General features: G+C 62.6%; 26 protein-coding genes. 15 read left to right on the forward strand and 11 right to left on the reverse strand.

Going from position 1 to position 25,510, the window contains the following annotated elements; translation table 11 throughout:
• Nucleotides 1–1,025, forward strand: a 1,025-nt coding sequence (locus A2J01_RS16560; RefSeq protein ID WP_156519298.1) for a class I tRNA ligase family protein, incomplete at its 5' end; no start/stop codon positions are given.
• A gap of 425 nt (nt 1,026–1,450) precedes the next feature.
• The gene (locus tag A2J01_RS16565; RefSeq protein WP_030537475.1) at nt 1,451–2,956 is read left to right on the forward strand and encodes an MFS transporter; all 1,506 of its coding nucleotides are present in this window, start codon (nt 1,451–1,453) and stop codon (nt 2,954–2,956) included.
• A gap of 66 nt (nt 2,957–3,022) precedes the next feature.
• Here A2J01_RS16565 and A2J01_RS16570 read toward each other — a convergent pair whose 3' ends face one another.
• The 5 genes from A2J01_RS16570 to A2J01_RS16590 are packed head-to-tail and all read right to left on the reverse strand — an operon-like array spanning nt 3,023 to nt 7,991.
• Nucleotides 3,023–3,541, reverse strand: a complete 519-nt coding sequence (locus tag A2J01_RS16570; protein ID WP_007729094.1) for a hypothetical protein — start codon at nt 3,539–3,541, stop codon at nt 3,023–3,025.
• Between the two features lie 18 nt (nt 3,542–3,559).
• Entirely contained in the window at nt 3,560–5,023 is a 1,464-nt protein-coding gene (locus A2J01_RS16575; RefSeq protein ID WP_064113128.1) for an aldehyde dehydrogenase family protein, read from the reverse strand.
• Nucleotides 5,024–5,054: 31 nt separating this feature from the next.
• Nucleotides 5,055–6,431, reverse strand: a complete 1,377-nt coding sequence (locus tag A2J01_RS16580) for a glutamine synthetase family protein (RefSeq protein ID WP_064113129.1) — start codon at nt 6,429–6,431, stop codon at nt 5,055–5,057.
• Nucleotides 6,428–7,201: an SDR family NAD(P)-dependent oxidoreductase gene (locus tag A2J01_RS16585; protein ID WP_021332597.1), complete on the reverse strand. Its 774-nt coding sequence runs from the start codon at nt 7,199–7,201 to the stop codon at nt 6,428–6,430. The genes A2J01_RS16580 and A2J01_RS16585 overlap by 4 nt, the downstream gene beginning before the upstream one ends.
• Entirely contained in the window at nt 7,185–7,991 is an 807-nt protein-coding gene (locus A2J01_RS16590; RefSeq protein WP_230691795.1) for a gamma-glutamyl-gamma-aminobutyrate hydrolase family protein, read from the reverse strand. The genes A2J01_RS16585 and A2J01_RS16590 overlap by 17 nt, the downstream gene beginning before the upstream one ends.
• Before the next feature lie 186 nt (nt 7,992–8,177).
• Between A2J01_RS16590 and A2J01_RS16595 the strand changes: the two genes are divergently transcribed.
• The 8 genes from A2J01_RS16595 (at nt 8,178) to A2J01_RS16630 (ending at nt 15,470) form a co-directional block, all read left to right on the forward strand.
• Nucleotides 8,178–8,900, forward strand: a complete 723-nt coding sequence (locus A2J01_RS16595) for a FadR/GntR family transcriptional regulator (RefSeq protein ID WP_082900889.1) — start codon at nt 8,178–8,180, stop codon at nt 8,898–8,900.
• Nucleotides 8,901–8,998: 98 nt separating this feature from the next.
• Entirely contained in the window at nt 8,999–10,429 is a 1,431-nt protein-coding gene (locus tag A2J01_RS16600) for an APC family permease (protein WP_064113130.1), read from the forward strand.
• A 54-nt stretch (nt 10,430–10,483) separates the two neighbouring features.
• A complete protein-coding gene (locus tag A2J01_RS16605; RefSeq protein ID WP_064113131.1) occupies nt 10,484–11,164 on the forward strand; it encodes a hypothetical protein in 681 nt (226 codons plus the stop codon).
• Between the two features lie 65 nt (nt 11,165–11,229).
• A complete protein-coding gene (locus tag A2J01_RS16610; RefSeq protein ID WP_003942502.1) occupies nt 11,230–11,604 on the forward strand; it encodes a nuclear transport factor 2 family protein in 375 nt (124 codons plus the stop codon).
• A 1-nt stretch (nt 11,605) separates the two neighbouring features.
• Nucleotides 11,606–12,562, forward strand: coding sequence for an alpha/beta fold hydrolase (locus A2J01_RS16615; RefSeq protein WP_064113132.1), 957 nt, complete (start codon nt 11,606–11,608; stop codon nt 12,560–12,562).
• Between the two features lie 33 nt (nt 12,563–12,595).
• On the forward strand, nt 12,596–13,552 hold the full coding sequence (locus A2J01_RS16620; RefSeq protein ID WP_064113133.1) for an SMP-30/gluconolactonase/LRE family protein: 957 nt from the start codon (nt 12,596–12,598) through the stop codon (nt 13,550–13,552).
• A 68-nt stretch (nt 13,553–13,620) separates the two neighbouring features.
• Nucleotides 13,621–14,679 carry a Dyp-type peroxidase gene (locus tag A2J01_RS16625; RefSeq protein ID WP_042447536.1) on the forward strand — a complete coding sequence of 353 codons (1,059 nt, stop codon included), beginning with the start codon at nt 13,621–13,623 and terminating at the stop codon, nt 14,677–14,679.
• Nucleotides 14,676–15,470 (forward strand): family 1 encapsulin nanocompartment shell protein, encoded by a 795-nt coding sequence (locus A2J01_RS16630; protein WP_064113134.1) that lies wholly within the window; start codon nt 14,676–14,678, stop codon nt 15,468–15,470. Before A2J01_RS16625 ends, A2J01_RS16630 begins: the two co-directional genes overlap by 4 nt.
• Here the strand turns inward: A2J01_RS16630 and A2J01_RS16635 are convergent.
• The 3 genes from A2J01_RS16635 to A2J01_RS16645 are packed head-to-tail and all read right to left on the reverse strand — an operon-like array spanning nt 15,459 to nt 17,123.
• Nucleotides 15,459–15,785 (reverse strand): hypothetical protein, encoded by a 327-nt coding sequence (locus A2J01_RS16635; protein WP_064113135.1) that lies wholly within the window; start codon nt 15,783–15,785, stop codon nt 15,459–15,461. The two genes, A2J01_RS16630 and A2J01_RS16635, sit on opposite strands and share 12 nt — an antisense overlap.
• The gene (locus A2J01_RS16640; protein WP_007729070.1) at nt 15,782–16,606 is read right to left on the reverse strand and encodes a DUF692 domain-containing protein; all 825 of its coding nucleotides are present in this window, start codon (nt 16,604–16,606) and stop codon (nt 15,782–15,784) included. The genes A2J01_RS16635 and A2J01_RS16640 overlap by 4 nt, the downstream gene beginning before the upstream one ends.
• Nucleotides 16,607–16,652: 46 nt before the next feature.
• Entirely contained in the window at nt 16,653–17,123 is a 471-nt protein-coding gene (locus tag A2J01_RS16645; protein WP_064113143.1) for an Lrp/AsnC family transcriptional regulator, read from the reverse strand.
• A gap of 154 nt (nt 17,124–17,277) precedes the next feature.
• On the opposite strand from A2J01_RS16645, the gene pdhA reads away from it, so the two are divergent.
• From pdhA to A2J01_RS16670, 5 genes are read left to right on the forward strand one after another with little or no spacing between them, the layout of a single operon-like run.
• Nucleotides 17,278–18,405, forward strand: a complete 1,128-nt coding sequence (pdhA, locus tag A2J01_RS16650; RefSeq protein ID WP_064113136.1) for a pyruvate dehydrogenase (acetyl-transferring) E1 component subunit alpha — start codon at nt 17,278–17,280, stop codon at nt 18,403–18,405.
• A gap of 2 nt (nt 18,406–18,407) precedes the next feature.
• Entirely contained in the window at nt 18,408–19,412 is a 1,005-nt protein-coding gene (locus A2J01_RS16655; protein ID WP_064113137.1) for an alpha-ketoacid dehydrogenase subunit beta, read from the forward strand.
• Entirely contained in the window at nt 19,409–20,632 is a 1,224-nt protein-coding gene (locus A2J01_RS16660) for a dihydrolipoamide acetyltransferase family protein (RefSeq protein ID WP_064113138.1), read from the forward strand. The genes A2J01_RS16655 and A2J01_RS16660 overlap by 4 nt, the downstream gene beginning before the upstream one ends.
• The gene (gene lpdA / locus A2J01_RS16665) at nt 20,632–22,026 is read left to right on the forward strand and encodes a dihydrolipoyl dehydrogenase (RefSeq protein WP_231915808.1); all 1,395 of its coding nucleotides are present in this window, start codon (nt 20,632–20,634) and stop codon (nt 22,024–22,026) included. The genes A2J01_RS16660 and lpdA overlap by 1 nt, the downstream gene beginning before the upstream one ends.
• 24 nt (nt 22,027–22,050) lie before the next feature.
• Nucleotides 22,051–23,157: a Glu/Leu/Phe/Val dehydrogenase family protein gene (locus A2J01_RS16670; RefSeq protein WP_064113139.1), complete on the forward strand. Its 1,107-nt coding sequence runs from the start codon at nt 22,051–22,053 to the stop codon at nt 23,155–23,157.
• Here A2J01_RS16670 and A2J01_RS16675 read toward each other — a convergent pair.
• The 3 genes from A2J01_RS16675 to A2J01_RS16685 form a co-directional block, all read right to left on the reverse strand.
• Nucleotides 23,086–23,994, reverse strand: coding sequence for a TIGR04222 domain-containing membrane protein (locus A2J01_RS16675; protein ID WP_064113140.1), 909 nt, complete (start codon nt 23,992–23,994; stop codon nt 23,086–23,088). The genes A2J01_RS16670 and A2J01_RS16675 overlap by 72 nt on opposite strands.
• Nucleotides 23,991–24,899 carry a TIGR04222 domain-containing membrane protein gene (locus A2J01_RS16680; RefSeq protein WP_064113141.1) on the reverse strand — a complete coding sequence of 303 codons (909 nt, stop codon included), beginning with the start codon at nt 24,897–24,899 and terminating at the stop codon, nt 23,991–23,993. The genes A2J01_RS16675 and A2J01_RS16680 overlap by 4 nt, the downstream gene beginning before the upstream one ends.
• Before the next feature lie 138 nt (nt 24,900–25,037).
• On the reverse strand, nt 25,038–25,510 hold a 473-nt coding region (locus A2J01_RS16685; RefSeq protein WP_064113145.1), incomplete at its 5' end, for an SDR family oxidoreductase.

A 25,510-nucleotide genomic window follows, 5' to 3' on the forward strand; every position in this document is an offset into this window, starting at 1 on the left:
AGGACGCCTTCTGCGACCCGCAGAACGAGGCGTACTGGACGGGCCCGCGTCCGGAACTGCACGGCCCCAACGATCCCGGTGGAGTCGACCTGTACGTCGGCGGCGTCGAGCACGCAGTGCTGCACCTGCTGTACTCGCGCTTCTGGCACAAGGTTCTGTTCGACCTGGGCTACGTGTCCTCGAGCGAGCCGTACCGCCGCCTGTACAACCAGGGCTACATCCAGGCATTCGCGTACACCGATGCCCGCGGCGTCTACGTGCCGGCGGAAGAGGTCGTCGAGCGTGACGGCAAGTTCTTCTACGAAGGCGCCGAGGTCAACCGCGAGTACGGCAAGATGGGCAAGAGCCTGAAGAATGCCGTTGCGCCGGACGAGATCTGCGCCGAGTTCGGTGCAGACACTCTGCGTGTGTACGAGATGTCGATGGGTCCGCTGGACACCTCGCGTCCGTGGGCTACCAAGGACGTCGTCGGTGCTGCGCGATTCCTGCAGCGAGTGTGGCGCGTCGTCATCGACGAGGAGACCGGCAAGCCCCGTGTCACCGACGAAGCTCCTGGTGAAGAGACTTTGCGTGCGCTCAACAAGGCGATTTCCGGTGTCATCGAGGATTACACGGCGCTGCGCGACAACACGGCCGCCGCGAAGCTGATCGAGTACAACAACCACCTCACCAAGGCGTTCCCGGGCGGTGCGCCGCGTGCTGCTGTCGAGCCGCTGGTGCTGATGCTCGCTCCCCTGGCGCCGCACCTCGCGGAAGAGCTGTGGTCGCGTCTGGGTCACACGGAATCCCTTGCGCACGGACCCTTCCCGGCAGTCGAGGAGAAGTGGCTCGTCGAGGATACCGTCGAGTACCCGATCCAGGTCAACGGCAAGGTTCGTAGCCGCATCAGCGTCCCGGCGGATGCCGATCGCAAGGCTGTCGAAGAGATTGCGCTGGCCGACGAGAAGATCGTCGCTCTGCTCGAGGGCAACGCACCCCGCAAGGTGATCGTTGTGCCGGGCAAGATGGTGAACATAGTTCTGTAGGGCCTTCGGCCCCTGTGCGCCGTTTTGGTAGTTACCGCTACCGAAACGGCGCACAGTCGTTTCTGGGGGATGATTCCCGACGTTGACACCGAGGGGGAACCTCAAAGGCGGGATCGTCAAGTACGGGGTGGTCGGTATTTCGAAGGTGGGAATGGCTCCACGTTCAAGTTCGAACCGAAAATCGTTGCCGTTGCTCATAATCCAAGGCCAGGTTCGAGTTTGTGACGCCAATCAGTCGTTGTCCTGAATGTCCCGCTCCACGGAACATTTGGTAGCGCGTGTTCGATGTGAGGGCTGTGATGCACGTAACACGTTGCCGAGAGCGGTAGCTGTCGTTCCACTGCACTTCCCCGCAAGGCCCCCGTCGGCGGTATTCGACAGGGGGTCAATCGAATTTGTAGGTGTCCCGAAAGGATCTTCCAGCCATGGCGTCTCACGTCCACAGCTCCGGTTCGTCTCCTAGTGCGCCCGAACCGACATCGATACCGGAGCGTTGGACTCCGCGACTGGTGTTCTCTCTGGCGTCGATCGTTCTACTTCTCGAGATGCTCGCGGTGAGCTACATGATGATTTCCACTGCGCTGCCGGCCATCTCGGCGCATTATCAAACGACGCAGGGAGCTTGGCTGCTCACGTCGTTCTTGCTGCTGGGGGCGGTCGCGTCTCCTCTGCTCGGAAAGCTCGCCGACATGTACGGCAAGCGAAAAGTCCTGCTCTTGGCGGTCGCCGGCGCAGCGGTCGGATCCTTCATTTCGGCGGTTGCGCCGAGCTATGCCGTCCTGATTCTGGGCCGGTCATTGACGGGTCTGCTCGTTCCCTGCCTCTTCCTGAGCTACTCCCTCATTCGAGATGTCTTCCCGCCGAAAACTGTTGCGCTGGCAGTCAGTATCGCGACTTCCGGTATGGGTCTGATCGCGATTCCGGCGCCGTTCGTCTCCGGTTGGTTGATCGACAACCACGGGTTCCGGAGCATCTTCTGGTTCTTTGTCGTCGGGCTGGTTCTCCTCGGCGGCATGATCTTCGCTTCGACGGCGGAATCGACTGTCCGACTTCGCTCTTCGCTGGACCTGATCGGCGCGGTACTGCTCGGATCGGGCATCGCCGGAATTCTGATCGGCGTCAGCTTCGGACCGACCTGGGGCTGGAAGAACGGTTCGACACTGGCCTACCTGATCGGCGGCGTCGCACTGTTGGTGGCTTGGGTTGCCTCTGCCCGAGCCATCCGCGAGCCCTTGATCGACCTGCGCTACTTCGGCAAGCGTTCGGTGATGCTCACCGCCGTCGGTGCCGGTTTCTGCTACGGCGCATCGGGAGTCTTCACGATTTTGCTGCCGATGATGGTGATGACCCCCGCAGTTCTCGGCCTGGGATACGGATTCGGCGTGACGGCAGAGGGATTCGCGATCTTCCAGGCGCCCCTTGGCGGCATGGTGGTGGTCGGTGGTTTGATCGTGGGCTTCCTCGTGGGGCGCAACATCCGGCCCCGTCTGCTGATGATCATCGGAATGATCCTCATGGCAGTCGGATTCACGTTGACGGCCACCATTCACGACAACAAGCCTCTGCTCATCATCTTTGCCGGAATCTTCGGTGTCGGTATGGGTATGGGCTACGCCTCCATCCCGAACCTGCTCATCGAGGCAGTGCCGCCGCAGTTGCAGGCAACCACGGCGAGCATGGTTGCGGTCTTCCAGAGCATCTTCCCCGCAGTGCTTCCCGTCATCGCCTTCACGGTCTTGAACTCGCACATCGCGATGGCGATGGAGGGCGCTGTCTTCTACACCGACGAGGGCATGCGTATCGCGTTCCTGATCGGTGCTGCTGCAGCAGTTCTCGGCGCGATCGCGGCCGTGTTCCTGCCGCGAAACATCGTCCAGATCGGCGCGGAAGACGGTGTGCAGCAGGAGACGTCCCTCCTCCCTGCTCACTGATCACACGATGATGTGCGGCTACTGGCCAACTTCCGTAGCCGCACATCGCCGTGGTGCACTTCGACGTCATGCAAGATGAATCTCCTGCAGCGAGATCTCACCCCGCAGCGGACGCTCTGCGACCTGTGCCAGATCAGATACGAATGTGTCCGCGATCGATCGGGTGGTGGTGAGTTGTACCGACAGAACATTGTTCGCTTGACTGCACACAGTTGCGCCGTGCCGGTACGCCACCAGCGCCACGGGATCGACGCGTTGGAAAGTCGCGGTGACGTGTAGGCCGACCTGTGGTGTCACCGGAACGAACGGGCCGTGGTCCGTCTTGATGCGAACTATCCCGATGATCTTGTTGAGACGCTTGATCAACATGGCGTCGGAGATCGTTGCCGGGCAACGGTACGCGATCGACATTCCGGTGACTCCCGGCGATGTCACGGATACCCATGTAGACAGGCTGACGACCTCGACGCCGAGCTTCCACCCCAGCGACGAAATACGTGCGAGAACCGCCGCGGTATCGTGGCATTCGACCACCATGGTGCCCACCCGACTCGTATCGGTGCCCACCCGAGCCGCTTCACCCATTTCCTCGACCTCCTCCGCCTAGAGAGGAAGTCCGGGCGCATCGACCCCGATGATTCTCGATCCCCGGAAGAAGTCGAGAAGCTCTGCGTCGCCGTGTGCGCCGATACCGCTTCCGCCCCAGAAACTCTGGGTCGAGTGGTCGTCTAGGTCCAGGAGGCTGGTGGTGTTGATCTTGTTCTCACCGCAATCGATTCGGGTCGCAAGTTCACGAGCGGCGTCGATGTCGGCGCCGAACACGTATCCGGCCAGGCCGGTATCGAGAGCGTTGGCCTCGAGCAGAGCTTCCTCGTCGGTTGATGCTCGGTGCACCGTCAGGATCGGCCCGAAGGTCTCCGATTTGGTCTGCTCCGACGAGATTCCGTGCACCACTGTCGGTGGGAAGAACCATCCGGAATCGTCAGGCACGGGGGTGCTCGAGACGGCCGTGCCGCCCACGCCACGGAGGAACTCGACGGTATCCCGCATCCGTTGGAGTTGAGGCTCGTTCGCCTGCGGACCCATCGTGGTGTTGGCGTCATCGGTTCGGCCGAGTGCGATTTCGGCCGTGCGGTCGAGTATTGCGTCGACAAGCCGGTCGTGAAGGTGCGGCGGCACGAAGACGCTTCCCGGACTCTCACACCATTGCCCGTTGAGTTTGGTGAACCCGTCGACGAGTGCGGTGGCAGTCAGATCGATGTCGGCGTCGGCGCGGATGATCACGGGGTTGTTGCTGCCGAGCTCGAGTTGAAGAGCCTTGAAATCGGTAGAAGCTGCAGCGGCGATGGAACTACCGGCTGCTCGGCCGCCGGTGAACGCCAGTGCTCGGATTCGTCGATCGGAGGCCAGTAGATGCCCGACGTCCCCGCCTCCGTGAACGAGTTGAAACAGAGCTTTCGGCGCGTCGACTTCGGCGATGGCACGTGAGATCGCCTCGGCAAGCACGTTGGGACCCGACGGTGCCCAGTTGGAGGGCTTTGCGATGACCGGAGCACCTGCGGCCAAAGCGAATGCGGTCTTCTTGGCGGTGATGAAGCTCGGTGCGTTCCACGGTGCGATCACAGCGGTCGGGCCCCACGCCAGCCGATGTAAATGTGCACCTGACGGCAACTGCTCGAACCCGGAGGAGTTCTTCAGATACGTTGCAGCACTGCGGAACAGATCGGGAAGTCCGCCGGCGAAAAGTGTGCTGATCGAAAGCGGAAGGCCGTTGTTCTTGGAGTCCTCACGAGCGATCGCCGCAGTCCGTTCTTCGACAAGTTCAGCCGTTCTCTCGAGTAGGCGCACCCGGTCGGCGACCGATCGACGGGTCCAGACACCCGATCGGTGAAGTTCTGTCGCGGCGGTGATCGCCCTCTCCACCTGTTCGGTGGAGGACGAGAGTTGGGCTTGCAGTTTCTCTCCGGTGTCGGGATCGGTGAGAAATTCGCCGAGTTCGATAGCCGGTGTTTCGGCGTTTCCGTCGATCGTGTTGTTCTGGGGCACGAGTGAGCATGAAGTGGTCATGACTGTCCTTCGTGGCGAAATCGTTTGTAGGTCAGATGTTGTCGAGGTAGCGTTCGCGTTCCCAGTCGGTGACCGCGGACATGAAGGAATCCCATTCGTCCTTGGCGACTGCCGCATAGTGCGATACGACGTCGGCGCCGAACGCCGCGAGTGCGAACTCACTGGCCTCGAGCGCACGCGCCGCCTCGTCGAGTGTGCCGGGCAGCGGTTGTTGCTTCACCTTCTCGAGTGTGTCTGTGTCGCTGTACCCGTCGCGTCGTACCGGTGCGCCGGGATCGAGCTTTCGTGTCAGACCGTCGTTCATCGATGCCAAGACTGCGGCCAGTGCGAGATACGGATTTGCGTCCGCCCCTGGCAGTCTCATTTCGAGACGGTTGGCGGACGGTGCCCCGGTGATGAGTCGGCAGGTGGTAGTCCTGTTGTCGAAACCCCAGGTCAAGCCGTTCCCCGAGAAATCGTGGCTGGCTCTGGTCCGGCGCATCGAGTTGATGGTCGGCGTGTAGAACAGCATGAGTTCCGGGCAGTGCTCGAGAACTCCGCCGACGGCGTGCAGCAGCTCGGCGCTCGCGGTGTTTTCTGCGCTTTCGTCGTGGAACGGGAAGGTGTCGTCGCTCCGCATGGACGCGTGAATATGACACGACGAGCCCATGCCGTCGGTGCTCGGACGTGCCATGAAGGTAGCAGTGAGCCCTTCTGCCGCAGCGACGTCGTGGACGACCTGCTTGAATAGCACATGGCGGTCGGCCATCTCGAGGGCGGTTCCGTATTCGAGGTTGATCTCCCACTGGCCCAGGCCGTATTCGACCTGAGAGACCTCCACGGGAATCGCGCTCTCCTCCAACGCGGTTCGTACCTTGCGGAAGAAAGGTTCCATCGCGTTGCCGGCGGTGATGGTGTAATCCGAGGGCACCAGGGTGGTGGGTTCGAGATCCCGATAGCCGCTGCGCCGCAATGCGTCGGGGGTACCTCGGTAGAGGTGGAACTCGAGTTCCGTTGCCGCGTAGACGGTGTGGCCGTCTGATTCGAGCTTGTCGATCTGCTTGCGCAGGATCGTGCGCGGTGCGATCGGGACGAGCTCGCCGGTATGTTCGTCGACCGAGTCTGCGATGACGATGGCAGTGGACTCGAGCCACGACGCGCGTCGCAGTGTTCCCAGGTCAGGTTGCAGGCGGAAGTCATGCCAGCCGGTGTGTCCGCCGGCGTAGTCGACAACGAGTTTGTCCATGCGTTGGCTGGCATCCCAGGCATACACACAGGTGCACACATGCAGACCCTCGTCGATGTTCGCGAGGAAAATTCGCGTCGGGACTCGTTTGCCGATCAACCGTCCGTAGAGGTCGATACCGGCGATGAGGACGGTGTCGATGTCGGACTCGGCGAGCTCGGCCGTGGTGAGCCGGCCTTTCATCGGGCAAGCCATCCGCCGTCGACGGGCAGCTGGACTCCACTGATGTAGGAGGCGTCGTCGGAGAGCAGGAAGGAGACTGCAGCACCCATGTCCTCGGGGCGGCCGACGCGCGGCACCAGGAGCCTGGACTTCATGAAGTCGAGAACTTCGCCGGAGGAGACGTCGATGCCAGGCAGGAAGGCGGTGGGGACCGGCCCGGGGGCGATCGCGTTGACTCGTACGTTGTACCGCGAGAGTTCGACGGCCAGAGCCTTCGTCAGCATCTTCACTCCACCCTTCGACGCGTTGTAGTGGACCTGTGCGAAGCCCTGGGAGGACACGACCACGTCCGCTTCCACCGTCGACAAGTTCACCACAGCGCCGCTGTTGCCGTCGCGGAAGTACGGGGTGGCGATCTGCGTGACGATGAACATGCCCTTGAGATTGACGTCGAGGACGAGGTCCCACTCTTCGTCGGTGAGGTTCTCGAGAGAACTCATCGTGATCAGGCCGGCGTTGTTGACGAGGTAGTCGAAGCGTCCCCATTCGGCGACGGTGGCTTCGAAAGCGGCGCTCACGGCGGCGCGGTCGCGCACATCGGCCTCAAGGGCGAGCGCGGGTGTGCCGTACTGCGATTCGATAAGTGCGACGGTCTCCTTTGCACTTTCGATGTGAAGGTCCACGACCGCGACGCGGGCACCGTCGGAGGCGAGGCGCAGCGCGATGCCGCGGCCGATTCCGGAGCCTGCACCGGTGATCAGGGCAACCTTGTTCTCATGCGTACGTGACATTGTTGTCTTCCATTCTGTGATGATCGATCTGGTGAGAAGAATTGGTCCGACGGGAGGTTGCAGCGTCGACGAGCCACGAGAAGAGCGGGTCGATTTCGACGAAGAATTCGGGGTGCCACTGCACGCCCACCACGGGGCGATCGGCGGCCTGGATGGCTTCGGCGACGCCGTCGAGCGCGCGTCCGACGATCCGAAGCCCGCTCCCCGGGGTGTCCACGGCTTGGTGGTGAAGGCTGTTCACGTGAATGCTGTTGCCGAACAGACTGTGTGGGACGGAACCGGATTCCAGAGCGACCTGTTGCGGTCGGTACGAACGCGGATAACCGAAGAAGCTGTGTGCCTCACCGGCGTCGGTCGGAAGGTCGGCAATCAGAGTGCCCCCGCGGGCGACGTTGACGACCTGGTGTCCTCGGCATACACCCAGGATCGGCAGTCCGATTTCCCAGGCTGCATCGACCAGGGCGAACTCGAATTCGTCCCGAGCGGGGTCGATCATCGAGGAGTTTGGTCCGGGGGTGCGGCCGTATCGCCTGGGGTCCACGTCGGAACCACCGCTGAGGACGAGGGCATCGAGATGCTCGACGATTCGGCGCGGATCACTGTGGATGCTCAGCAGGATCGGTTGACCACCGGCAGCGCGGATTTTCGAGGGAAAATCGGTGAAGAACATTTCCATCAACGCGTCGCCGACGACGTTGGGTAGTGACGGCCCGCCGCGGTCGACGCGGCCGGTGACTCCGATCAGGGGCATGGCGGGGAGTGCCTCCGCCGTCATCGTGAATTGGGTCATAGGAGCGAGCATAGAACCATTGAATGGCTTTTCGCTAGAGTTTGGCTTGTAAAGTTGGGGTAACGGGTTCGAAGTGCCGCGCGCTGCTGTATCTATTCAAGGACAGTTGCGAATGGGAGCGTTCGATTTCGTAGGTCAAGACGAAGCGTAAGTGTCGGTCCAGGCACCGAGTAGGGGGTACGAGACGTGCAGATCGACAAGCTGCCGGCCATCGAATTCATGGTCAGTGCACCGACGTTGGGGGAGGATATCGCTCGACGCTTGCGACTGCTCATTCACAGCGGCGCGCTCAGCCCCGGTGATCGCCTGCCATCCGAGCGTGAACTGTCTCAGCAACTCGAAGTCGGTCGAGTCAGTGTGCGAGAAGCGGTCCGAATCCTTCAGGCGATGGGATACATCGAGGTGCGGCGAGGAGCCACGGGCGGATCGTTCGTTTCGGAGTTGACCAGGCCTTATGAAGACTGGGTTGGCCAGTTGAAAGCGCGAGAAGCAGACATCGACGAGATCGTCGACCTCCGTATCGGGTTGGAAATGCGCACGGCAAGCCTCGCGGCGGTCCGGCGAACCGATCGTCATCTTCTCGAGTTGCTCGAATCCATTGAGCAATTGGGGGTTTCCGGAAGTCGGGGATCGTTCCGCTCTTGTGACGCCAGGTTCCACGGCGGTATCGCCAGAGCGGCGGGAAACAGCAGGTTGGAGGCCGCTGTGGTCGAGGCTCGCGGCGAAATGTTCGTCCCCGTCGATCATCTCGTGTTCGAAGACCAGGTCGAGGCTTCGAGGGTGGAGCACAAGGAAATCTTCGAGGCGATCAAGCGGGGCGACAGCGCTCGCGCGGCGGAGGCAATGGAACGTCACATTCTGCACGCAAAAGACGAGCTCAAACGCTTGGCGCTGCAGGAAGAAAGCTGACGGGAGCGCGACGAACGGACGGTTCGTCCCGTTTTTCGCAAGTAAAAGTTTTGTGAATTGGGTCCCGAATCGACTTCAATGGTTCTAACATCGCCCGTATGACCCATACTTCCGTCAATGCTTCACGTGATGCATCCGGCGATGACCGAACACTTCGAGGCTCGCTGGGTACCGGCTCGATAGTCCTCATGGTCGTTGCCGCAGCTGCTCCCCTGACTGTGATCAGTGGTCTTGTGCCGCTGGGTATTTCCGGTGGCAACGGTGCGGGCTTCCCCATGACCTTCGCCGTGACAACCGGTGTACTTCTGCTCTTCGCCGTCGGGTTCACCGCGATGTCGCGTTACATCCCGGGAACCGGAGCGTTCTATCTCTACATCGGACATGGTCTCGGCCGTGGTGCCGGCGTCGGCAGTGCGATGTTGGCCCTCGTCAGTTACAGCACAGTGCAATTGGCCGTATACGGCTACCTCGGCCCGGCAATGAGTTCGTTGATCACCTCCTACGGTGGTCCGGAGGTGCCGTGGTGGATCTTCTCGCTCGCCTCGTTGGCTCTGGTAGCCGTCCTCGGATTTCGTCATATCGAATTGTCGGGCAAGGTGCTCGGCATCCTGTTGATCGCAGAGGTCGGGATCGTAGTCGTACTCGACGCTTTCATCATCGCCGACGGTGGTCCGGAAGGCCCGTCGACAGCAATGTTCTCTCCGTCGGAAATATTCTCCGGATCCCCCGGCGTCGCATTGGTATTCGCGCTTGCCGGTTACATCGGGTTCGAGTCGACGGCGATCTTCCGTGACGAAGCGAAGGATCCCGAGCGGACTATCCCGCGAGCGACATACGCCGCCTTGATCCTCATCGGCGGCTTCTACGCTCTCTCCAGTTGGGCGGTTGTGACAGCCTGGGGCGACAAGGGTGCAGTGGACATTGCGGGTACTGACCCCGACGGCATGCTGATCACCACTGCCACCGACTTTGCCGGAACGGTGACAGCCCACCTGATTCAAATTCTGTTGGTGTCCAGTCTCTTTGCCGCAGTTCTGTCTCTCCACAATGTCTTGGCCAGATACATCTTCGTTCTGTCGAACACCGGCGTTCTGCCGGGCGCAGGTGGCCGGACGCACCGCGTGCATGGTTCGCCGCACATCGCGTCAGTGGTGCAATCCTGCTGTGCTTTGGTACTTCTCGGAGCTTGCATCGTCATCGGTCTGGATCCGGTGACACAGATCTTCGCGTGGTTCGCCGGCGTTGCAACGGTGGGGATCGTGGCTCTCATGTTGCTCACCTGCCTTGCGGTGCTCGTCTTCTTTCATCGTACGAAGGTCGATCAGCGATTCTGGCACACCAAACTTGCCCCGAGCTTGGGCCTTGTCGGGCTGATCGGATTCGCGATCGCCATTGCCGGAAACCTTCCGCTCCTACTAGGCGGCAACATTCTGGCCGTGGTGATGACCGGGGTGCTGGTGCTCGCGTTTGTCGGTGGATTCCTCTATGCGCGACGACGGAAGCAAGTGAGCTTCGAACTCCCGTCGTGAGAGGGCTTTCGGTGAAATGATGGGTGCACCCGCACTCGAGAAAGCAGGACTCCCATGACGTTCGCGGATCTGGACGGCGATGAACTGTGGAGTTACCTGACGGAGCGTTCAGGACTGCCCGGCCCGCGCGCGAACCTTGAGCTCATGCTCGAGTTCGCGCGCGGCGCCGATGACGACGACATCCTGCAGGCGGCGGGGTCCGAAGACGAATACATCCGCTGCTGTGGGATCGTCGGGCTCGGATTCATCCTCGTTCGTTCGCGCGACAAGACTGTTCCGGACAGTCTGACGGAGGCAACCACCTGTGCGTCGTGGCGAGCACGGGAAGCTGCCGCGATGGCCGTTCAGGCGATAGGTGACGCGGATCCGGAATTGTTCCGGGCGATCATCGAGCAGTGGGCACGCTCCGCCCATCCATTGACGCTGCGCGCAGCGGCTGCGGGGATCTGCGAGCCACGGTTGCTGAAGGACAAGACCAACGCTGCGCTGGCCGTTCAGGTGTGCCGAGACGCTACCGAGTGGATCGTCTCGCAACCAGCTGATTCTCGTCGCGAGGCCGACACACGGACTCTCCGGCAGGCGCTCGGATACTGCTGGAGTGTCGCGGTTGCGGCGGATCCGGAGAATGCCCTGCCGGCATTCGTCTCCCTGGGGGCGTCGGACGACACCGATGTCGTCTGGATCGTGCGGGAGAACCGGAAGAAGGCTCGCCTGCGCAAGGTGCTCGAAAGCTGACCCGTGGAACAGAGTCGTAGGTTATCCTCAGAATTAGAACCTGTTCTAACTACGAGGGGTAGACCATGGCACCGTCCGCAGAGGTAATCCGCAAGACCGTCGACGCCTACATCGAGACCGTTGCGACGGGCACTGCTGCCCAGGTTGTGGCCCTGTACGCAGAGGGTGCAACGGTTGAAGACCCGGTTGGTACCGACGTGCGCACCACCCGCGAGTCCATTCTCGAGTTCTACTCCGTGATCGAGAATTTCGACCAGGAAGCTCACCTTCAGACCCTCCGCATCGCCGGAAACGAAGCGGCATTCCACTTCTCGCTGATCACCAAGCTCGGCGAGCAGACCCTGACCATCGCACCCATCGACGTCATGACCTTCGACGACGACGGAAAGATCCTGTCGATGCGCGCATTCTGGAACCAGGAAGACATGATCACCGCCTGACATGACGGTCAAGACGATCGACGTCGACGGATTCTGTTGGCAGATCGACGATTCCGGTTCCGGGACAGCTGTGGTCATGTGCCACGGCTTTCCCGGCCTCGGATACAGCTATCGCCATCAGTCGGCAGCGTTGGCGGAAGCGGGTTTTCGGTCGATTGCACTCGACATGCCCGGTTACGGCGGCACTACCCGCCCCGACGTGATCGAGGACTACACCAACGACGCCGTCGCGAACCGGCTGATCGACCTACTCGACGCTCTCGGAATCGACAAAGCGGTGTTCGTCGGACACGATTTCGGCGCTCCGGCCGCGTGGACGACAGCGCTTCGTCACCCCGATCGCGTTGCGGGACTGGTCTCCTTGGCGGTTCCCTATGCGCCGGACAGATTCCCGGCCAAGCCCTCGGCCATCTACGCCGCCTTGGCGCGCAAGCACTTTCTGCACATTCACTATTTTCAGGAACCGGGTGTCGCGGAGCGCGAACTCGACGCCCGTCCACGTGAATTCCTTCAGCGGCTCTTCCACGCCTTGTCCGGGGCTTACCGGTACCTCGATGTGTGGAAGAACCCCTCCGAAGGAAACGGCTATCTCGACGTACTTCCCGAGGCGCCGGCGTTGCCGTGGTCGTGGCTCACCGAGGATGATTTGGATGTCTATGTAAAGGCCTTTACTGCAACAGGTTTCACCGGTGGCTTGAACTGGTACCGAGCGTATGACGCCAATTGGGAACGCAGCGCGGATCTGGACGGCGCGCACGTCGAGGTCCCGACGCTCGTCGTTGCGGGCGCGGAAGACCCGGTCATCGCGATGAGCGGTCCCAAGGCACTGGACCGAATGAAGGACACTGTCCCCGACCTGCGGGGTGTACATCTCCTCGGCGGTGCGGGGCACTTCGTACAACAAGAACGCGCTGTCGAGGTCAATGAACTTTTGATCTCTTTCCTTCGGAGTCTCTAGGCGAAATCGGACAGAGGGTCTAGCGTTGCGCAGATGCGCACCAGGATCTTCGATCGCGGTATTCGTGTTGGTATCACCGGTGCTCTTGTTGCCGGTTCGCTTCTGGCTCTGGGCGTGTCCGGTGCCGCCGCCGCTCCGCCTTGCCCTGGATCGTCACCCGCCATACTCAGCGCCCAGATTCCGGGTGCTGCCCTCGAGGGTGTCACGGTGGACGGGCAAGGGCGCCTGTATACGACCGACCTGGTGAGTGGGCGGATCTTCCGCGTCGACGGGCCTGGTCAGGCCGCAGTTCCGATCGCGACGGTTCCCGGCGGTGCGGGCGCACTCGCGTGGAGCCCGGACGGTTCACTGCTGGTGGGTACCGGAGCAAACGCCGGCGTGCTGATCGGCGATCTGACGCGTGCTGCGTCGGTCGCGCGGGTGGACGTGAACTCGGGTGCCGTGACGCCGATAGCCGGTGGTCTGAGCGCTGCAAACGGCCTTGCCGTCGCGCACGACGGGACGATCTACGCCACCAACGATTTCGGTTCGCTGATCGGAAAGGTCAGCCCGAATGGTTCCGTCGACCCGGCGTGGGCAACCTTCCCGAGTGCAAACGGCGCTGCCCTGAGTGCCGATAATCGCTGGCTCTACGTTTCGCGCACGTTCGCAAACCCGGGTGTCAGCCGCATCTCCGTGGACAATCCGGGATATTCGGAGTCGTTGGTCGAGCTCGGTGGTTTCGAAACCTTCTCTGCCCCAGATGGTTTGACCTTGGACTCGCGAGATCGCGCAATTGTTCCCACGGACATCAGTGGTGAGGTGTGGCGGATCGACGGACCCGGCCAGTACTGCTCGCTCACCAGCGGACTGCAAGCGTCGAGTGTGTTGACCTACGGGCGTGGCAATTCCGGTTTCGCGGCCGGGCATCTCTACCGCGCCGGGTTCGACGGAAAGATCTTCGAGATTCCGGCCGGCTTCGACGCGGGCGCCCAGGCCGCAACCCCCTGACGCGACACCCTGACGCGACTTACCCACTACTGATGCCGGGACTGCCGGAATCGTCCATACTGGTCTGCATGGCGGAAACGAGTGAGATCGACGAGGCCGAAGTGGCCCTTCCCGCGATACCGCAGCCGTTGCTGACCCCGCTCACGGAAGCTGCGATCTTCCTGGTTTTCACCATCGACGAGGGTGGTGAGCAGGCAGTTCACGACGTTCTGGCGGATATTTCCGGGCTGCAGCGCTCGATCGGATTCCGGGTTCCCGCCGGTGGCTTGGCTGCCGTCGTCGGCATCGGTTCGGATGCGTGGGATCGACTTTTCGACGGTCCACGGCCGGCGGAATTGCATCCGTTCGTCGAGTTGACCGGTGACAAACACCACGCCCCGCGCACGCCGGGCGATCTGTTGTTTCACATCCGGGCCCGTCAGATGGACCTGTGCTTCGAGTTCGCCACGGTCGTGACCAACAGGTTGGCCGGGGCCGCGTCGGTGATCGACGAGGTCCACGGGTTCAAGTATTTCGAGCAACGCGACCTCATGGGTTTTGTCGACGGTACCGAGAACCCGTCCGGGCAGGCCGCTTACGTCGCGGTCACCGTCGGTGACGAGGATCCGGATTTCGCAGGCAGCAGTTACGTCATCGTCCAGAAGTACCTCCACGACATGTCGGAGTGGAACTCCCTGCCCGTCGAGGAGCAGGAGAACGTCATCGGACGCTCCAAGCTCGAAGATCTCGAGATGGACGACGACACCAAGCCGGCCAACTCCCACACCGCACTCACCGTCATCGAGGACGAATCCGGTGAGCAGATCCAGATTCTGCGGGACAACATGCCGTTCGGCCACGTCGGCTCCGCTGAGATGGGTACCTATTTCATCGGTTACTCGGCGTCGCCGACGGTCACCGAGCAGATGCTCACCAACATGTTCATCGGGAATCCCGTCGGCAATTACGACCGCATTCTCGATTTCTCCACCGCCGTCACCGGAATCAATTTCTTCGTTCCGACGGCGGACTTTCTCGACGATCCCCCGGACTTGCCGACCAGGCTCGTTCCCGAAGCGACGTTCACAGCGCCCATCTCTGACGGTTCTCTCGGAATCGGCAGCCTCAAAAGGAGTGCCCAGCAATGACAAACCTGCACCGCGACCTAGCACCCATTTCGGCAGCAGCCTGGGCCGAGATCGAAGAAGAGGCGAGCCGTACCTTCAAGCGTCACGTCGCCGGTCGTCGTGTCGTGGATGTGGAGGGACCGTCGGGTGACGATCTCGCGGCCATCCCACTCGGGCATCAGGTGCCGATCAATCCCTTGGCCGACGGCGTCATCGCACATGCTCGTCAGTCCCAGCCGATCATCGAACTGCGGGTCCCGTTCACCGTCAGCCGTCAGGCCATTGACGACGTCGAACGCGGCGCCAAGGACTCCGACTGGCAGCCCGTCAAGGACGCGGCCAAGCAGATCGCGTTCGCCGAGGACCGCGCCATCTTCGAGGGATACCCCGCAGCCAGCATCACCGGCGTGCGGGCCAGCGGTTCCAACCCGGAACTGAAGCTACCCATCGACGCCAAGGACTACCCGGAAGCCATCAGCCAGGCGATCACGTCGCTGCGCTTGGCCGGTGTCAACGGACCGTACTCACTGCTCTTGAATGCAGATGCGTTCACCGCGATCAACGAGACCTCCGATCACGGCTACCCCATCCGCGAGCACCTGCGACGCGTACTCGACGGCGAGATCATCTGGGCCCCGGCCATCGACGGCGCTTTCCTGCTGTCGACGCGTGGCGGTGACTACGAATTGCACCTCGGCCAGGACCTGTCCATCGGCTATCTCTCGCACGATGCGAACTCCGTCGAGCCGTACTTCCAGGAATCGATGACGTTCCTCATGTACACCAGCGAAGCTGTTGTCTCACTTGCGTGAGAGCTTTCGAAACCTCTGATACCAGGGTGGGCGAGGCAGTTCGCCGATGTCCTGGAGATGGGCGACAAAGGCCTGGGCATCCGCATGCGAAGACGTCTTCGGCCGTCCGTCCGCCCACGCTGTGAACAACTGAAGATAACGATCGCCGAGAGTGTGGCGCACGACCGGAAGGTGGTGCGCCACTTCTCCTGCGCGCTTTCGGAGCAGCGCCGCCGAGACAACGGCGGCTTCGTCTTTGTCGAAGCCTTCGGGCAGTTCGCCACCCGCCACCAGTGCGCGAATCAGCGCCTCTTGACGCTCACCGAGCGTGCTCATGTGCGTGACCAATCGGTGCCCGCGGTGATGCGATCCAGACCAGCTGCGTCGGCGATGGCATCGAGCTCGTCGAGCAATTCCAGTGCCGGCGGATAGTTTCCGTCGCGCTCGAGCATGATGGCGGGATGGTGACCGGCGGCGGTGAACTGCGCAAGGAGTTCCAGCACGGCTTCGGGTACCGGATCGGTGTGCGTGTCGTGGTATTTGCCGTCGCTGATGCTGCCACCGGCGATGTGGCAGTATGCGATTCGCTCGAGTGGTAGCCGGCTCAGCTCGGCCCAGGGATCACGCCCTCGGTTGAGGGCATTGGCATAGACGTTCGCGATGTCGAGAACCAGCAGGGCTCCGGTGCGCTCGACGATTTCCGCGAGAAACTCCCCTTCGGTCAACTCGTCGTCCGGCCAGTCGAACAGGGCGGCAACGTTTTCGACGGCGAACGGCACCGGTAGACCGTCCTGAGTCCGGGTGATGTTGCGTACCAGGGCGTCGACGGCTTCGTAGGTGCGCGGAAGTGGGAGCAGGTGGCCGGCCTCGATGCCGCCTGCACGCACGAATGCGATGTGCTCGCTCGCCAAGGGAGCGCCCAGTAGCTGGGATGCACGCGCAAGGTGATCGATCCGTGCCTGATCTACCGCCTCGGCCCCGCCAAGTGAGAGCGAGATTCCGTGCGGGATCACCGGAACTCCGAGCGAGCCGAGGTGCGGCGGTATCTCGTTTCCGACGGATTCGGCAATGACTTCGCAGAATGCCAGGCCGTCGAGTTGCGCGATGATTCCGGAGACCTCGGGGCGCCAACCGATTCCCAGGCCGTGCAGGGTCATTCGAGTCACCTCCCGTGTGCAACTGCTAACGGCGACTATAGACGGATCAGCCGGGCAACCAGTTGGGTCCCGGACCGTTGCCTTCTTCGAAGATCAGCCACGTTTTGGTCGAGAGAACCCCGTCGAGTCCCTGGAGTTCTTCGAGGACGGTGTGGCGTAGTTCCTGGTTGTCCGGGGCTCGAACCAGCACCAGAACGTCGAAGTCGCCGCCGAGGAGGGAGAAGTGCTCGACAAACGGCAGGGCCTTCAAGGACGCCGCCAGACCTCGCCACGAGTGCTGCCGGATCGAGAGTGCCACGTACGCCGAGGAGCCGAGTCCGGCCTTCTCATGGGCGATCCGCGTCGTGAATCCGGTGATGATTCCGGCGTCCTCGAGCCTTTCGATGCGGACGTAGGCGTGAGCGCGGGATATGTGCGCCTTTTCAGCCAGTGCACGCATGGAGATGCGACTGTCTGCGGTCAGTTCGGCGATGATGCGGCGGTCGATCGCATCGAGAGCGTGCGGTTCGGTGGCCATCTGTCCATTCCTGGTTCGGTAGTCGAGTCGGTTGATGGACATATTGCTGCCCGAATCCTCATGATAGGCCGTTTGTCTTGAATCCTCGACGCCTGCTGCCATTACGTCGCCGAAGTGCGAATACTGATGGACACAACGTCTTCTGGAGGTAGAAGTGACACTTGTCGAGCCCTTGGGGGAACTGCGGTATCAGAAGTTCCTGCCGGCCGATTCTGCGGTGCAGTACCTCGACCCTGCCGGAGAACTGACGCGCAGCGAGGCCCGCTACGCAAAACCGAGCGACGATCGCCTGATCGCGATGTATCGAAAGATGTTCCTGGGCAGGCGTTTCGACCAGCAGGCTACGGCGCTGACCAAACAGGGGCGCCTGGCCGTGTATCCGTCCTCGCGAGGGCAGGAGGCATGTCAGATCGCGGCAGCGATGAGTCTGGAGCCGAGTGACTGGCTCTTCCCCACCTACCGGGATTCGATGGCGTTGGCCGCCCGGGGTGTCGATCCGGTGCAGATTCTGAGCATGCTCGCCGGCGACTGGCACTGCGGATACGACCCGGTCGCACTGCGCAGTGCGCCGCAGTGCACCCCGCTGGCAACGCAATTGCTGCATGCAGCGGGGGTGGCCTACGGGGAGTCTCGACGGGGCTTGAACACCGTCGCCTTGGCGCTCTGTGGTGACGGCGCCACCAGTGAGGGCGATTTCCACGAGGCGCTGAACTTCGCCGCCGTCTTCAAGGCGCCGGTGATCTTTCTGGTGCAGAACAACGGATTTGCGATCAGCGTGCCACTGTCGCGCCAAAGCGCAGCACCGACGTTGGCGCACAAGGGCGTCGGCTACGGGATCGGCAGCGAGCAGGTCGACGGCAACGATCCCGTTGCGATGCTGGCCGTCATGGACGAGGCGGCACGCTTCGTCCGCAGCGGAAACGGACCGGTGATCGTCGAGGCACACACTTATCGCATCGACGCACACACCAATGCCGACGACGCCACCCGCTACCGCCACAGCGCCGAGGTGGAAGCCTGGCTCGGGCGAGATCCGTTGCCGCGTCTCGAAAAGTATCTGCGCGCACACGATCTGATCGACGACGCGTTCGTGGAATCGCTGACTGCAGAGGCAGAAACCGCGGCCGCCACACTGCGCGCCGGCATGAACGTCGACCGCCCGCACGATCCGCTCGATCTGTTCCGGTACGTCTTCGCCGAGCAGACACCGCAATTGCGAGAGCAACAAGCCCAACTCGAAACCGAACTTGCCGCCGAAGCCGCTGACACAGGGGGACACTGACCATGCCCATGCTCACGATGGCTCAGGCCCTCAACACCGCGCTACGCGACTCTCTGGCCGCGGACGACAACGTTGTCGTCTTCGGTGAGGACGTCGGCACCCTCGGCGGCGTCTTCCGCGTCACCGACGGCCTCACCCGCGACTTCGGCGACGACCGATGCTTCGACACCCCCCTCGCCGAGTCCGGCATCATCGGATTCGCAATCGGCATGGCCATGGCCGGTTTTCGTCCGGTCGTGGAAATGCAGTTCGACGCGTTTGCCTATCCGGCGTTCGAGCAGATCGCCTCCCATGTCGCGAAGATCCGCAACCGCACCAAGGGCACGCTGTCGATTCCGATAGTCATTCGTGTTCCTTTTGCCGGCGGTATCGGCGGGGTGGAGCATCACTGTGATTCCAGTGAGGGCTATTACGCGCACACACCCGGACTGAAGGTTGTAGCCCCGTCCACGGTGGAAGATGCGTACTCGCTGCTACGTTCGGCAATCGAGGACCCCGACCCCGTGATCTTCCTCGAGCCCAAGAAGCTGTACTTCGCGCGAGCAGATGTCGAACTGACCGCACGTGAGCCGATCGGTCGCGCCGTTGTCCGGCGCCCCGGTCGTGACGCGACGCTCATCGCCTACGGTCCGTCCGTGGACGTTGCACTGAGGTCCGCCGAGGCCGCTGCAGCCGAGGGCCGGGACATCGAGGTGATCGACATCCGCTCGATAGTGCCGTTCGACGACGAGACGGTCACCGCATCGGTGCGAAAGACCGGACGCTGCATCGTTATCCAGGAAGCGCAGGGTTTTGCCGGTGTGGGTGCAGAAATTGCTGCCCGCGTGCAGGAACGGTGTTTCCACCATCTCCATGCCCCGGTGCTCCGGGTCAGCGGCTTCGACATCCCCTACCCCGCTCCCAAGCTCGAGCGTCACCACCTGCCCAGCATCGACCGGGTCCTGGACGCCGTCGACCGTCTGCAGTGGAACGACGCCCCGGACACCCGTTGGGCGGTGACGGCATGAGCAATCAGGTTTTCATGCTCCCCGACCTCGGCGAAGGACTGGCGGAGGCCGACATCGCGGAGTGGCACGTCAAGGTAGGCGACGTGGTCACCATCGATCAGATCGTCGTCGAGGTGGAAACTGCGAAAGCTGCTGTGGATGTGCCCATCCCGTTCGCCGGGACCGTGATCGAACTACACGGCAAGGGCGGAGACACCCTGAAGGTGGGCACTCCGTTGATCACTGTGAGTGGTGGCGAGAGTGTCGACGCGGTCGTTTCGGCCAACCACGAGCGCTACCGCGAAGAGGAACGCGCCGGTTCGGGCAACGTCCTGATCGGCTACGGCACCAGCGAGGATGCTCCTCTGCGCCGCCGCAGAGCTGCTCCGTCGGTACGTGTGATCTCGCCGATTGTTCGTAAACTGGCCTCTGACAACGATATCGACCTGTCCTTGCTCTCCGGGTCGGGTGCCGGCGGGGTGATAACGCGCGCCGACGTCGAGGCCGGGGCAAACTTCGGCCCGGAAACGGAAACGTCACACGCGACCGACCAAAGAATTCCGATCAAGGGGCTACGCAAGGTAGTGGCCGACAAGCTGTCCACCAGCCGCAGCGAGATCCCGGACGCGACAACCTGGGTCGACGTCGACGCCACCGAACTGTTGGCGGCGCGTGCCGAGATCAACAAGTCACTGCCCGATTCCGACAAGATCAGCCTGATGGCGCTCCTGGCTCGGCTGACCATCGCGGCGTTGGCGCAGTACCCCGAGCTGAACTCGTCGGTCGATACTGCTCGAGGCGAGATCGTTCGACACGCCCGCACCCACCTGGGGATCGCCGCGCAGACACCGAAGGGATTGATGGTACCGGTCATTCGAAATGCGGACGCGCTGAGCACCGTCGCACTCGCACAAGCACTTCGGGTGACCACCGACCTTGCGCGCGACGGCAAACTCGAACCCGCCCGCCTGACCGGCGGCACGTTCACGCTCAACAACTACGGGGTATTCGGGGTCGACGGATCGACTCCGATCATCAATCACCCCGAGGCGGCAATTCTGGGGATCGGACGCATCATCGACAAGCCGTGGGTCGTGAACGGCGAGTTGACCGTTCGTAAGGTCACTCAGATCTCGTTGAGCTTCGACCACCGCGTCTGTGACGGAGGCGAAGCCGGCGGATTCCTCAGGCTGTTCGGTGACTACATCGAGAACCCGATCCGCGTCCTGGGAAGGCTCTGATGACCAAGGCTCCGATGACAACTGCAGAACCCCACAGCGACGTCGTGATCCTCGGTGGAGGATCGGGCGGCTATGCCTGCGCCATCCGCGCCGCCCAACTCGGATTGTCGGTCACGCTGATCGAAGCGGACAAGGTCGGCGGAACGTGCCTGCACCGCGGATGCATCCCGACCAAGGCACTGCTGCATTCCGCCGAGGTGGCCGATTCGGCACGCACCAGTGAGCAATTCGGTGTCCGGGCATCTTTTGCCGGCATCGACGTCGCGCAGGTGCACGACTACAAGAACGGGACAGTCGAGCGGCTGTACAGCGGTCTGCAAGGCTTGTTGGCGCAACACAAGATCACCATCGTCAACGGATACGGGACGTATGTCGGTGGGCGAAGCATCGACGTCGACGGAACCCGCTACACCGGAACATCACTCGTTCTGGCCACCGGCTCGTATCCGCGGGAACTCCCCGGCATCGAACTCGGCCGACGGATCGTCACCAGCGACCAGGCACTCGAACTCGACCGGGTGCCCACCAGCGCAACGGTACTCGGTGGCGGTGTCATCGGCGTCGAGTTCGCAAGCCTCTGGCGCTCGTTCGGCGCCGAAGTAACGATCGTCGAGGCACTCCCCCGACTGATCGCCGCCGAGGATCCGTGGTCGTCGAAGCAGCTGGAGCGGGCATACCGGAAACGTGGAATCGTCTGTAAGACAGACACAAAGGTTGCTTCCGCGAAAGAAGCAGCCGATTCGGTCCGCGTCGAACTGGGCGACGGAACGATATTCGACACCGACCTACTGTTGGTCGCCGGCGGCCGCGGACCCCGCACGGACGGTAGCGGTTTCGCAGAAAACGGAATCAACCTCGACAAGGGGTTTGTCGTCACCGACGAACGCCTTCGCGCGTCCGTGGACGGTGTGTACGCGGTCGGTGACATCGTGCCCGGTCTTGCATTGGCGCACCGAGGCTTCCAGCAGGGAATCTTTGTGGCCGAACAGATTGCCGGCAAGGATCCGATACCGGTCGCCGAACATCTGATTTCTCGCGTGACGTACTCACATCCCGAAGTTGCATCGGTCGGACTCGACGAAGAGGCGGCGCGCACGCAGCACACCGACGTCTCCACCGTCATCTACGACCTGGCAGGTAACGGCAAGAGTCAGATCCTGCGAACTACCGGTGGAATCAAAGTGATTCGAAGCGGAACGAAAGGCCCTGTTGTCGGAGTTCACCTGGTGGGAGACCGCGTCGGCGAACTGATCGGTGAGGCGCAGTTGGCCGTTGCCTGGGAAGCACTTCCCGATGAAGTGGGGCGTTTCATCCACGCGCACCCCAGTCAGAACGAAGCGTTGGGCGAGGCCATGCTCGCACTCGCGGGAACACCACTGCACGCCCACAACTGACCCGGAGACAGAAAAGGAGATTCAATGAGTATCGACGACGAACTGCGCTGGGACGGTGAACTGACCGTCACACGCCATGATCGGGAGACCGGCACGACTTTCGTGATTCGAATCGACTCCACCCGTCTGGGACCGGCGTCGGGTGGCACGCGGGCCGCTCACTATCCCTCGATCGGCCACGCTCTGGCGGACGCCGGGAAGCTGGCCGGTGCAATGACTTTGAAGATGGCTGTCTCCGACCTGCCGATGGGTGGCGGGAAGTCGGTGATCGCACTGCCAGCACCGCGCAATCAGATCGACGCCGCAACCTGGTCTCGTATCCTCGGCATCCACGCCGAGAACATCGACAAGCTCGAAGGAAACTACTGGACTGGTCCTGACGTCAACACCAACTCTTCCGACATGGATCAGCTCAGCCGCACCACCAAATACGTCTTCGGGCGTTCGGTCGGCAACGGTGGCGCCGGTTCCAGCGCGCACGCCACCGCTCTGGGTGTGTTCGAAGCGATGAAGGCCACGGCGCGTCGCCGAGGACTCGGAACACTCGACGGCCGAACGGTACTGGTACAGGGGCTCGGCGCCGTCGGCGGCGACGTCGTCCGTCTCGCAGCGCAGGCTGGCGCACGTCTGCTGGTTGCCGATACGGACCCGCAGCGCCTCGAGGCGGCTTCTCTCGCGGGGCACACGGTCGTTCCTGCCGGCGAGGTCCTCCGAACACCGTGTGACCTCTTTGCCCCCTGCGCGATGGGAGGCATCATCGATTTCGCTGCGGCTGCGTCGATTCCGACTCTGGCCGTGGCGGGCGCAGCAAACAACATCTTGACCGATGCCGCTGCCGGTGAGGTTCTGCGAGACCGCGGGGTTCTCTGTGCCCCTGATTTCGTCGCGAACGCAGGCGGAGCCTTTCACCTCGTGGGGCGAGAAGTCCTGGGGTGGAACGAAGACGACGTCGTCGAACGAACCCGAGGCATCGGTCGAACCTTGGACGAGGTGTACTCGTTGAGCGAGGAACGTGGCATCACTACCGAGGCCGCAGCGCTTATGCTCGCCCGGGCGCGGCTATCCCCCGCATCCACCGCCGCCGCCGCCACATCCGCCGCCCCCGCTGCAGCTGCTGCCTCCCCCGCCTGAACCGCCACCGTCCGAACCCCCGCTACTTCCGCTGCCGTCGGCACCGATTCCGGCGGCGGAGGCCAAGGCGGGATTGATCATCAGCATCGCCGAACCGGCGAAGAGAGCGGCGGACATTCCCGCCAAACGTGGTCCGTAGGCGGAGAAGGCAGGCTTGTTGCGCGGGGACAGGTAGGCGTGTGCCGTGGTCAGTTCCGAACGTGCCGCCTTGCCAGAGGTGGTTCGATCGAAGTTGAGCCCGAGCAGCGGGATGCTGAACCCGGTGACGAGTACGGCGAGAATCAGAAACTCGACGGGCTTGTCGTTGTGCAGTCCGAAAGTAATGCGGACGATACCCACGGCCACCAGGATCTTCAGCGGAACTGTGGAGAGAAAGATTGAACGCCTGGTGCTGTCGGAGGTCAGGTATCCCCGGTCCGCCAAAGAGTTTCGTAGGCGAGCTGTTTCCACCGTCATACGCTCGGCGAGTTGGCGCCGACGATGGGGTAGAGCCTGCTGGGCCAGGCGCTGGTACACGGTGAGGGTGTACCAGTCCAGGGTCTCGTCGCCAGGGCCCAACGGGCGCAGGACAGCGCCGTCGGTGGTGATCAGGTCAGCGCTACGCAGGATTGCCAATGATGCTGCGATGGCGCGTGACTCGCCGGTGAGCATTCCGACTTCCGGAGGCGTCAGTTGCTCGGCGGAATACCCGTGCTCGGTTGAGTACCCGTGCCGGCGTGCCCGGATCATCAGACGCCACCCCAGAGTGAGAACCATGAGCGTGGCCGAAACGGCTATGTAGCCGTAGAGGAAATCCTCGCTGGGGATCCCCCACGTGTCGGCTGCATGCGTGCTCATCCCCCACACCCCCCGCCGCCGCAACTGCTCCCACTGCCGCCACCGCCGTCCGAGCCGGATGATCCGGATGAGGAGCCACAACTGTAGTAGCTCGAACTTCCGCCGCCCGGGCTGTACGCGGCGCCCGCAGCTACCGCTCCCGCCAGCGCCGGATCGATCAGAACCAGAGCGCCCGCACCGAAGAGCGCCGCCGACAGCCCGGCGAGCGAGGGACCGTAGCTCGTGTACGCGGGCCGCAGTTTCGGTGAGAGGTACGAGTTTTCGTGCTTGAGGCGTCGAAGCTCGCTGTCTCCCAAAGCTGTCCGACGACGCTTGATGCGAAGAAGTGGAATCATCAGAGCGAGAACGATGATGGTGAGGAGCAGGAACCCGACCGGCTTACCGCCGGCGATTCCGGCGACGAGACGGACTACGCCGAGAGCAATGACCGCCACGATCGGAACGGTCCGAAGGGCAGCGGTCAGACCGTCCTGCTGGCGTTGCAAATATCCCTCGTCGATCAACGTCGTACGTAGTTGTGCGAGTGCGACGTTCAGCCGTCCCATCAGACGCACCTGCCGCAGCGGGACCTTTCCGTTGCCGAGCCGCTTGTGCACCGTACGGGTGAACCAGTCGAGACGATTCTTGTCCTCCGCAGTGAGTGCCAGCTTGGTCTTGCCTTCGGTGCTGATCAGCTCGGCGCTGCGCAGAATAGCCATCGACGCCAGCACCGCTTGGTAGTCACTGGTCAAGGCACCGATCTCGGGAGGAGTGAGCGGCCGACGGACAGCGTCGACGACCACCGGTGACCGGCGCGCAGTCATTCGGCTGTACAGCGAGAGTCCGATCGCGACGGCAGCCGCCACCAGGTACCACTGAAGGAAAGTCTGGCTGGGGATCCCCCATGTATCCGTATGATCATGCATCGCACACCACCTCTCGATGAACTCCTGAGACAAGTCCAGTCTCTTTGTCCGACAACTGATGTCAGTATCGGGCCAGTGCCCGGAAAAGCGATATCCGGATGGCCATCGTCACCATTCCGTTACCGCCGAACTGGGGATTTACCGGCCGGTAGGTCGAAGCACGATCTCCGTGGGGTGTGCGTCGGACGGTGTTTCGACGGCAGTGAGTACGGCACGCGCCACAGTGGAGGCTTTCAGGAAGCGCTCCGGGTCGTACTCGTCGCCCTCACCCGCGACGATGTCGCGCTGCATGTCGGTGTCGATCCGTCCGGGGTGAATGGAGGTGACCCGAAGTGCCGGCTCTTCCAGGCGCAACGCATCTCCGAAAGCGCGCAGGGCGAACTTGCTGGCCGCATACGAGCCCCAACCGGCGTTGGCGCGCAGTCCGGCACCCGAATTGATCAGCACGACGTGACCTCCGGCCGCACGAAGCGCGGGCAGGAGAACCCGCGTGAGTTCGGCGACGGCGATGACGTTTGCCTCGAGGGTGCGTCGCCACTGATCGACCGAGGATTCCTCGATGGTTCCGATGTCGGCCACGCCGGCGTTGTGTACCAGCACGTCGAGCGTCG

The sequence above is a fragment of the Rhodococcus sp. EPR-134 genome (assembly GCF_001647205.1).
GTDB classification, from domain to species: Bacteria; Actinomycetota; Actinomycetes; order Mycobacteriales; family Mycobacteriaceae; genus Rhodococcus_F; species Rhodococcus_F qingshengii.

What these genes read in the sequence shown, in the direction of transcription:
- A2J01_RS16565 (WP_030537475.1), top strand. Translation starts at nt 1,451, where the DNA reads ATGGCGTCTCACGTCCACAGCTCCGGTTCGTCTCCTAGTGCGCCCGAA.
- A2J01_RS16570 (WP_007729094.1), bottom strand. Translation starts at nt 3,541, where the DNA reads ATGGGTGAAGCGGCTCGGGTGGGCACCGATACGAGTCGGGTGGGCACC.
- A2J01_RS16575 (WP_064113128.1), bottom strand. Translation starts at nt 5,023, where the DNA reads ATGACCACTTCATGCTCACTCGTGCCCCAGAACAACACGATCGACGGA.
- A2J01_RS16580 (WP_064113129.1), bottom strand. Translation starts at nt 6,431, where the DNA reads ATGAAAGGCCGGCTCACCACGGCCGAGCTCGCCGAGTCCGACATCGAC.
- A2J01_RS16585 (WP_021332597.1), bottom strand. Translation starts at nt 7,201, where the DNA reads ATGTCACGTACGCATGAGAACAAGGTTGCCCTGATCACCGGTGCAGGC.
- A2J01_RS16590 (WP_230691795.1), bottom strand. Translation starts at nt 7,991, where the DNA reads ATGACCCAATTCACGATGACGGCGGAGGCACTCCCCGCCATGCCCCTG.
- A2J01_RS16600 (WP_064113130.1), top strand. Translation starts at nt 8,999, where the DNA reads ATGACCCATACTTCCGTCAATGCTTCACGTGATGCATCCGGCGATGAC.
- A2J01_RS16605 (WP_064113131.1), top strand. Translation starts at nt 10,484, where the DNA reads ATGACGTTCGCGGATCTGGACGGCGATGAACTGTGGAGTTACCTGACG.
- A2J01_RS16610 (WP_003942502.1), top strand. Translation starts at nt 11,230, where the DNA reads ATGGCACCGTCCGCAGAGGTAATCCGCAAGACCGTCGACGCCTACATC.
- A2J01_RS16615 (WP_064113132.1), top strand. Translation starts at nt 11,606, where the DNA reads ATGACGGTCAAGACGATCGACGTCGACGGATTCTGTTGGCAGATCGAC.
- A2J01_RS16620 (WP_064113133.1), top strand. Translation starts at nt 12,596, where the DNA reads ATGCGCACCAGGATCTTCGATCGCGGTATTCGTGTTGGTATCACCGGT.
- A2J01_RS16625 (WP_042447536.1), top strand. Translation starts at nt 13,621, where the DNA reads ATGGCGGAAACGAGTGAGATCGACGAGGCCGAAGTGGCCCTTCCCGCG.
- A2J01_RS16630 (WP_064113134.1), top strand. Translation starts at nt 14,676, where the DNA reads ATGACAAACCTGCACCGCGACCTAGCACCCATTTCGGCAGCAGCCTGG.
- A2J01_RS16635 (WP_064113135.1), bottom strand. Translation starts at nt 15,785, where the DNA reads ATGAGCACGCTCGGTGAGCGTCAAGAGGCGCTGATTCGCGCACTGGTG.
- A2J01_RS16640 (WP_007729070.1), bottom strand. Translation starts at nt 16,606, where the DNA reads ATGACCCTGCACGGCCTGGGAATCGGTTGGCGCCCCGAGGTCTCCGGA.
- A2J01_RS16645 (WP_064113143.1), bottom strand. Translation starts at nt 17,123, where the DNA reads ATGGCCACCGAACCGCACGCTCTCGATGCGATCGACCGCCGCATCATC.
- A2J01_RS16655 (WP_064113137.1), top strand. Translation starts at nt 18,408, where the DNA reads ATGCCCATGCTCACGATGGCTCAGGCCCTCAACACCGCGCTACGCGAC.
- A2J01_RS16660 (WP_064113138.1), top strand. Translation starts at nt 19,409, where the DNA reads ATGAGCAATCAGGTTTTCATGCTCCCCGACCTCGGCGAAGGACTGGCG.
- lpdA (WP_231915808.1), top strand. Translation starts at nt 20,632, where the DNA reads ATGACCAAGGCTCCGATGACAACTGCAGAACCCCACAGCGACGTCGTG.
- A2J01_RS16670 (WP_064113139.1), top strand. Translation starts at nt 22,051, where the DNA reads ATGAGTATCGACGACGAACTGCGCTGGGACGGTGAACTGACCGTCACA.
- A2J01_RS16675 (WP_064113140.1), bottom strand. Translation starts at nt 23,994, where the DNA reads ATGAGCACGCATGCAGCCGACACGTGGGGGATCCCCAGCGAGGATTTC.
- A2J01_RS16680 (WP_064113141.1), bottom strand. Translation starts at nt 24,899, where the DNA reads ATGCATGATCATACGGATACATGGGGGATCCCCAGCCAGACTTTCCTT.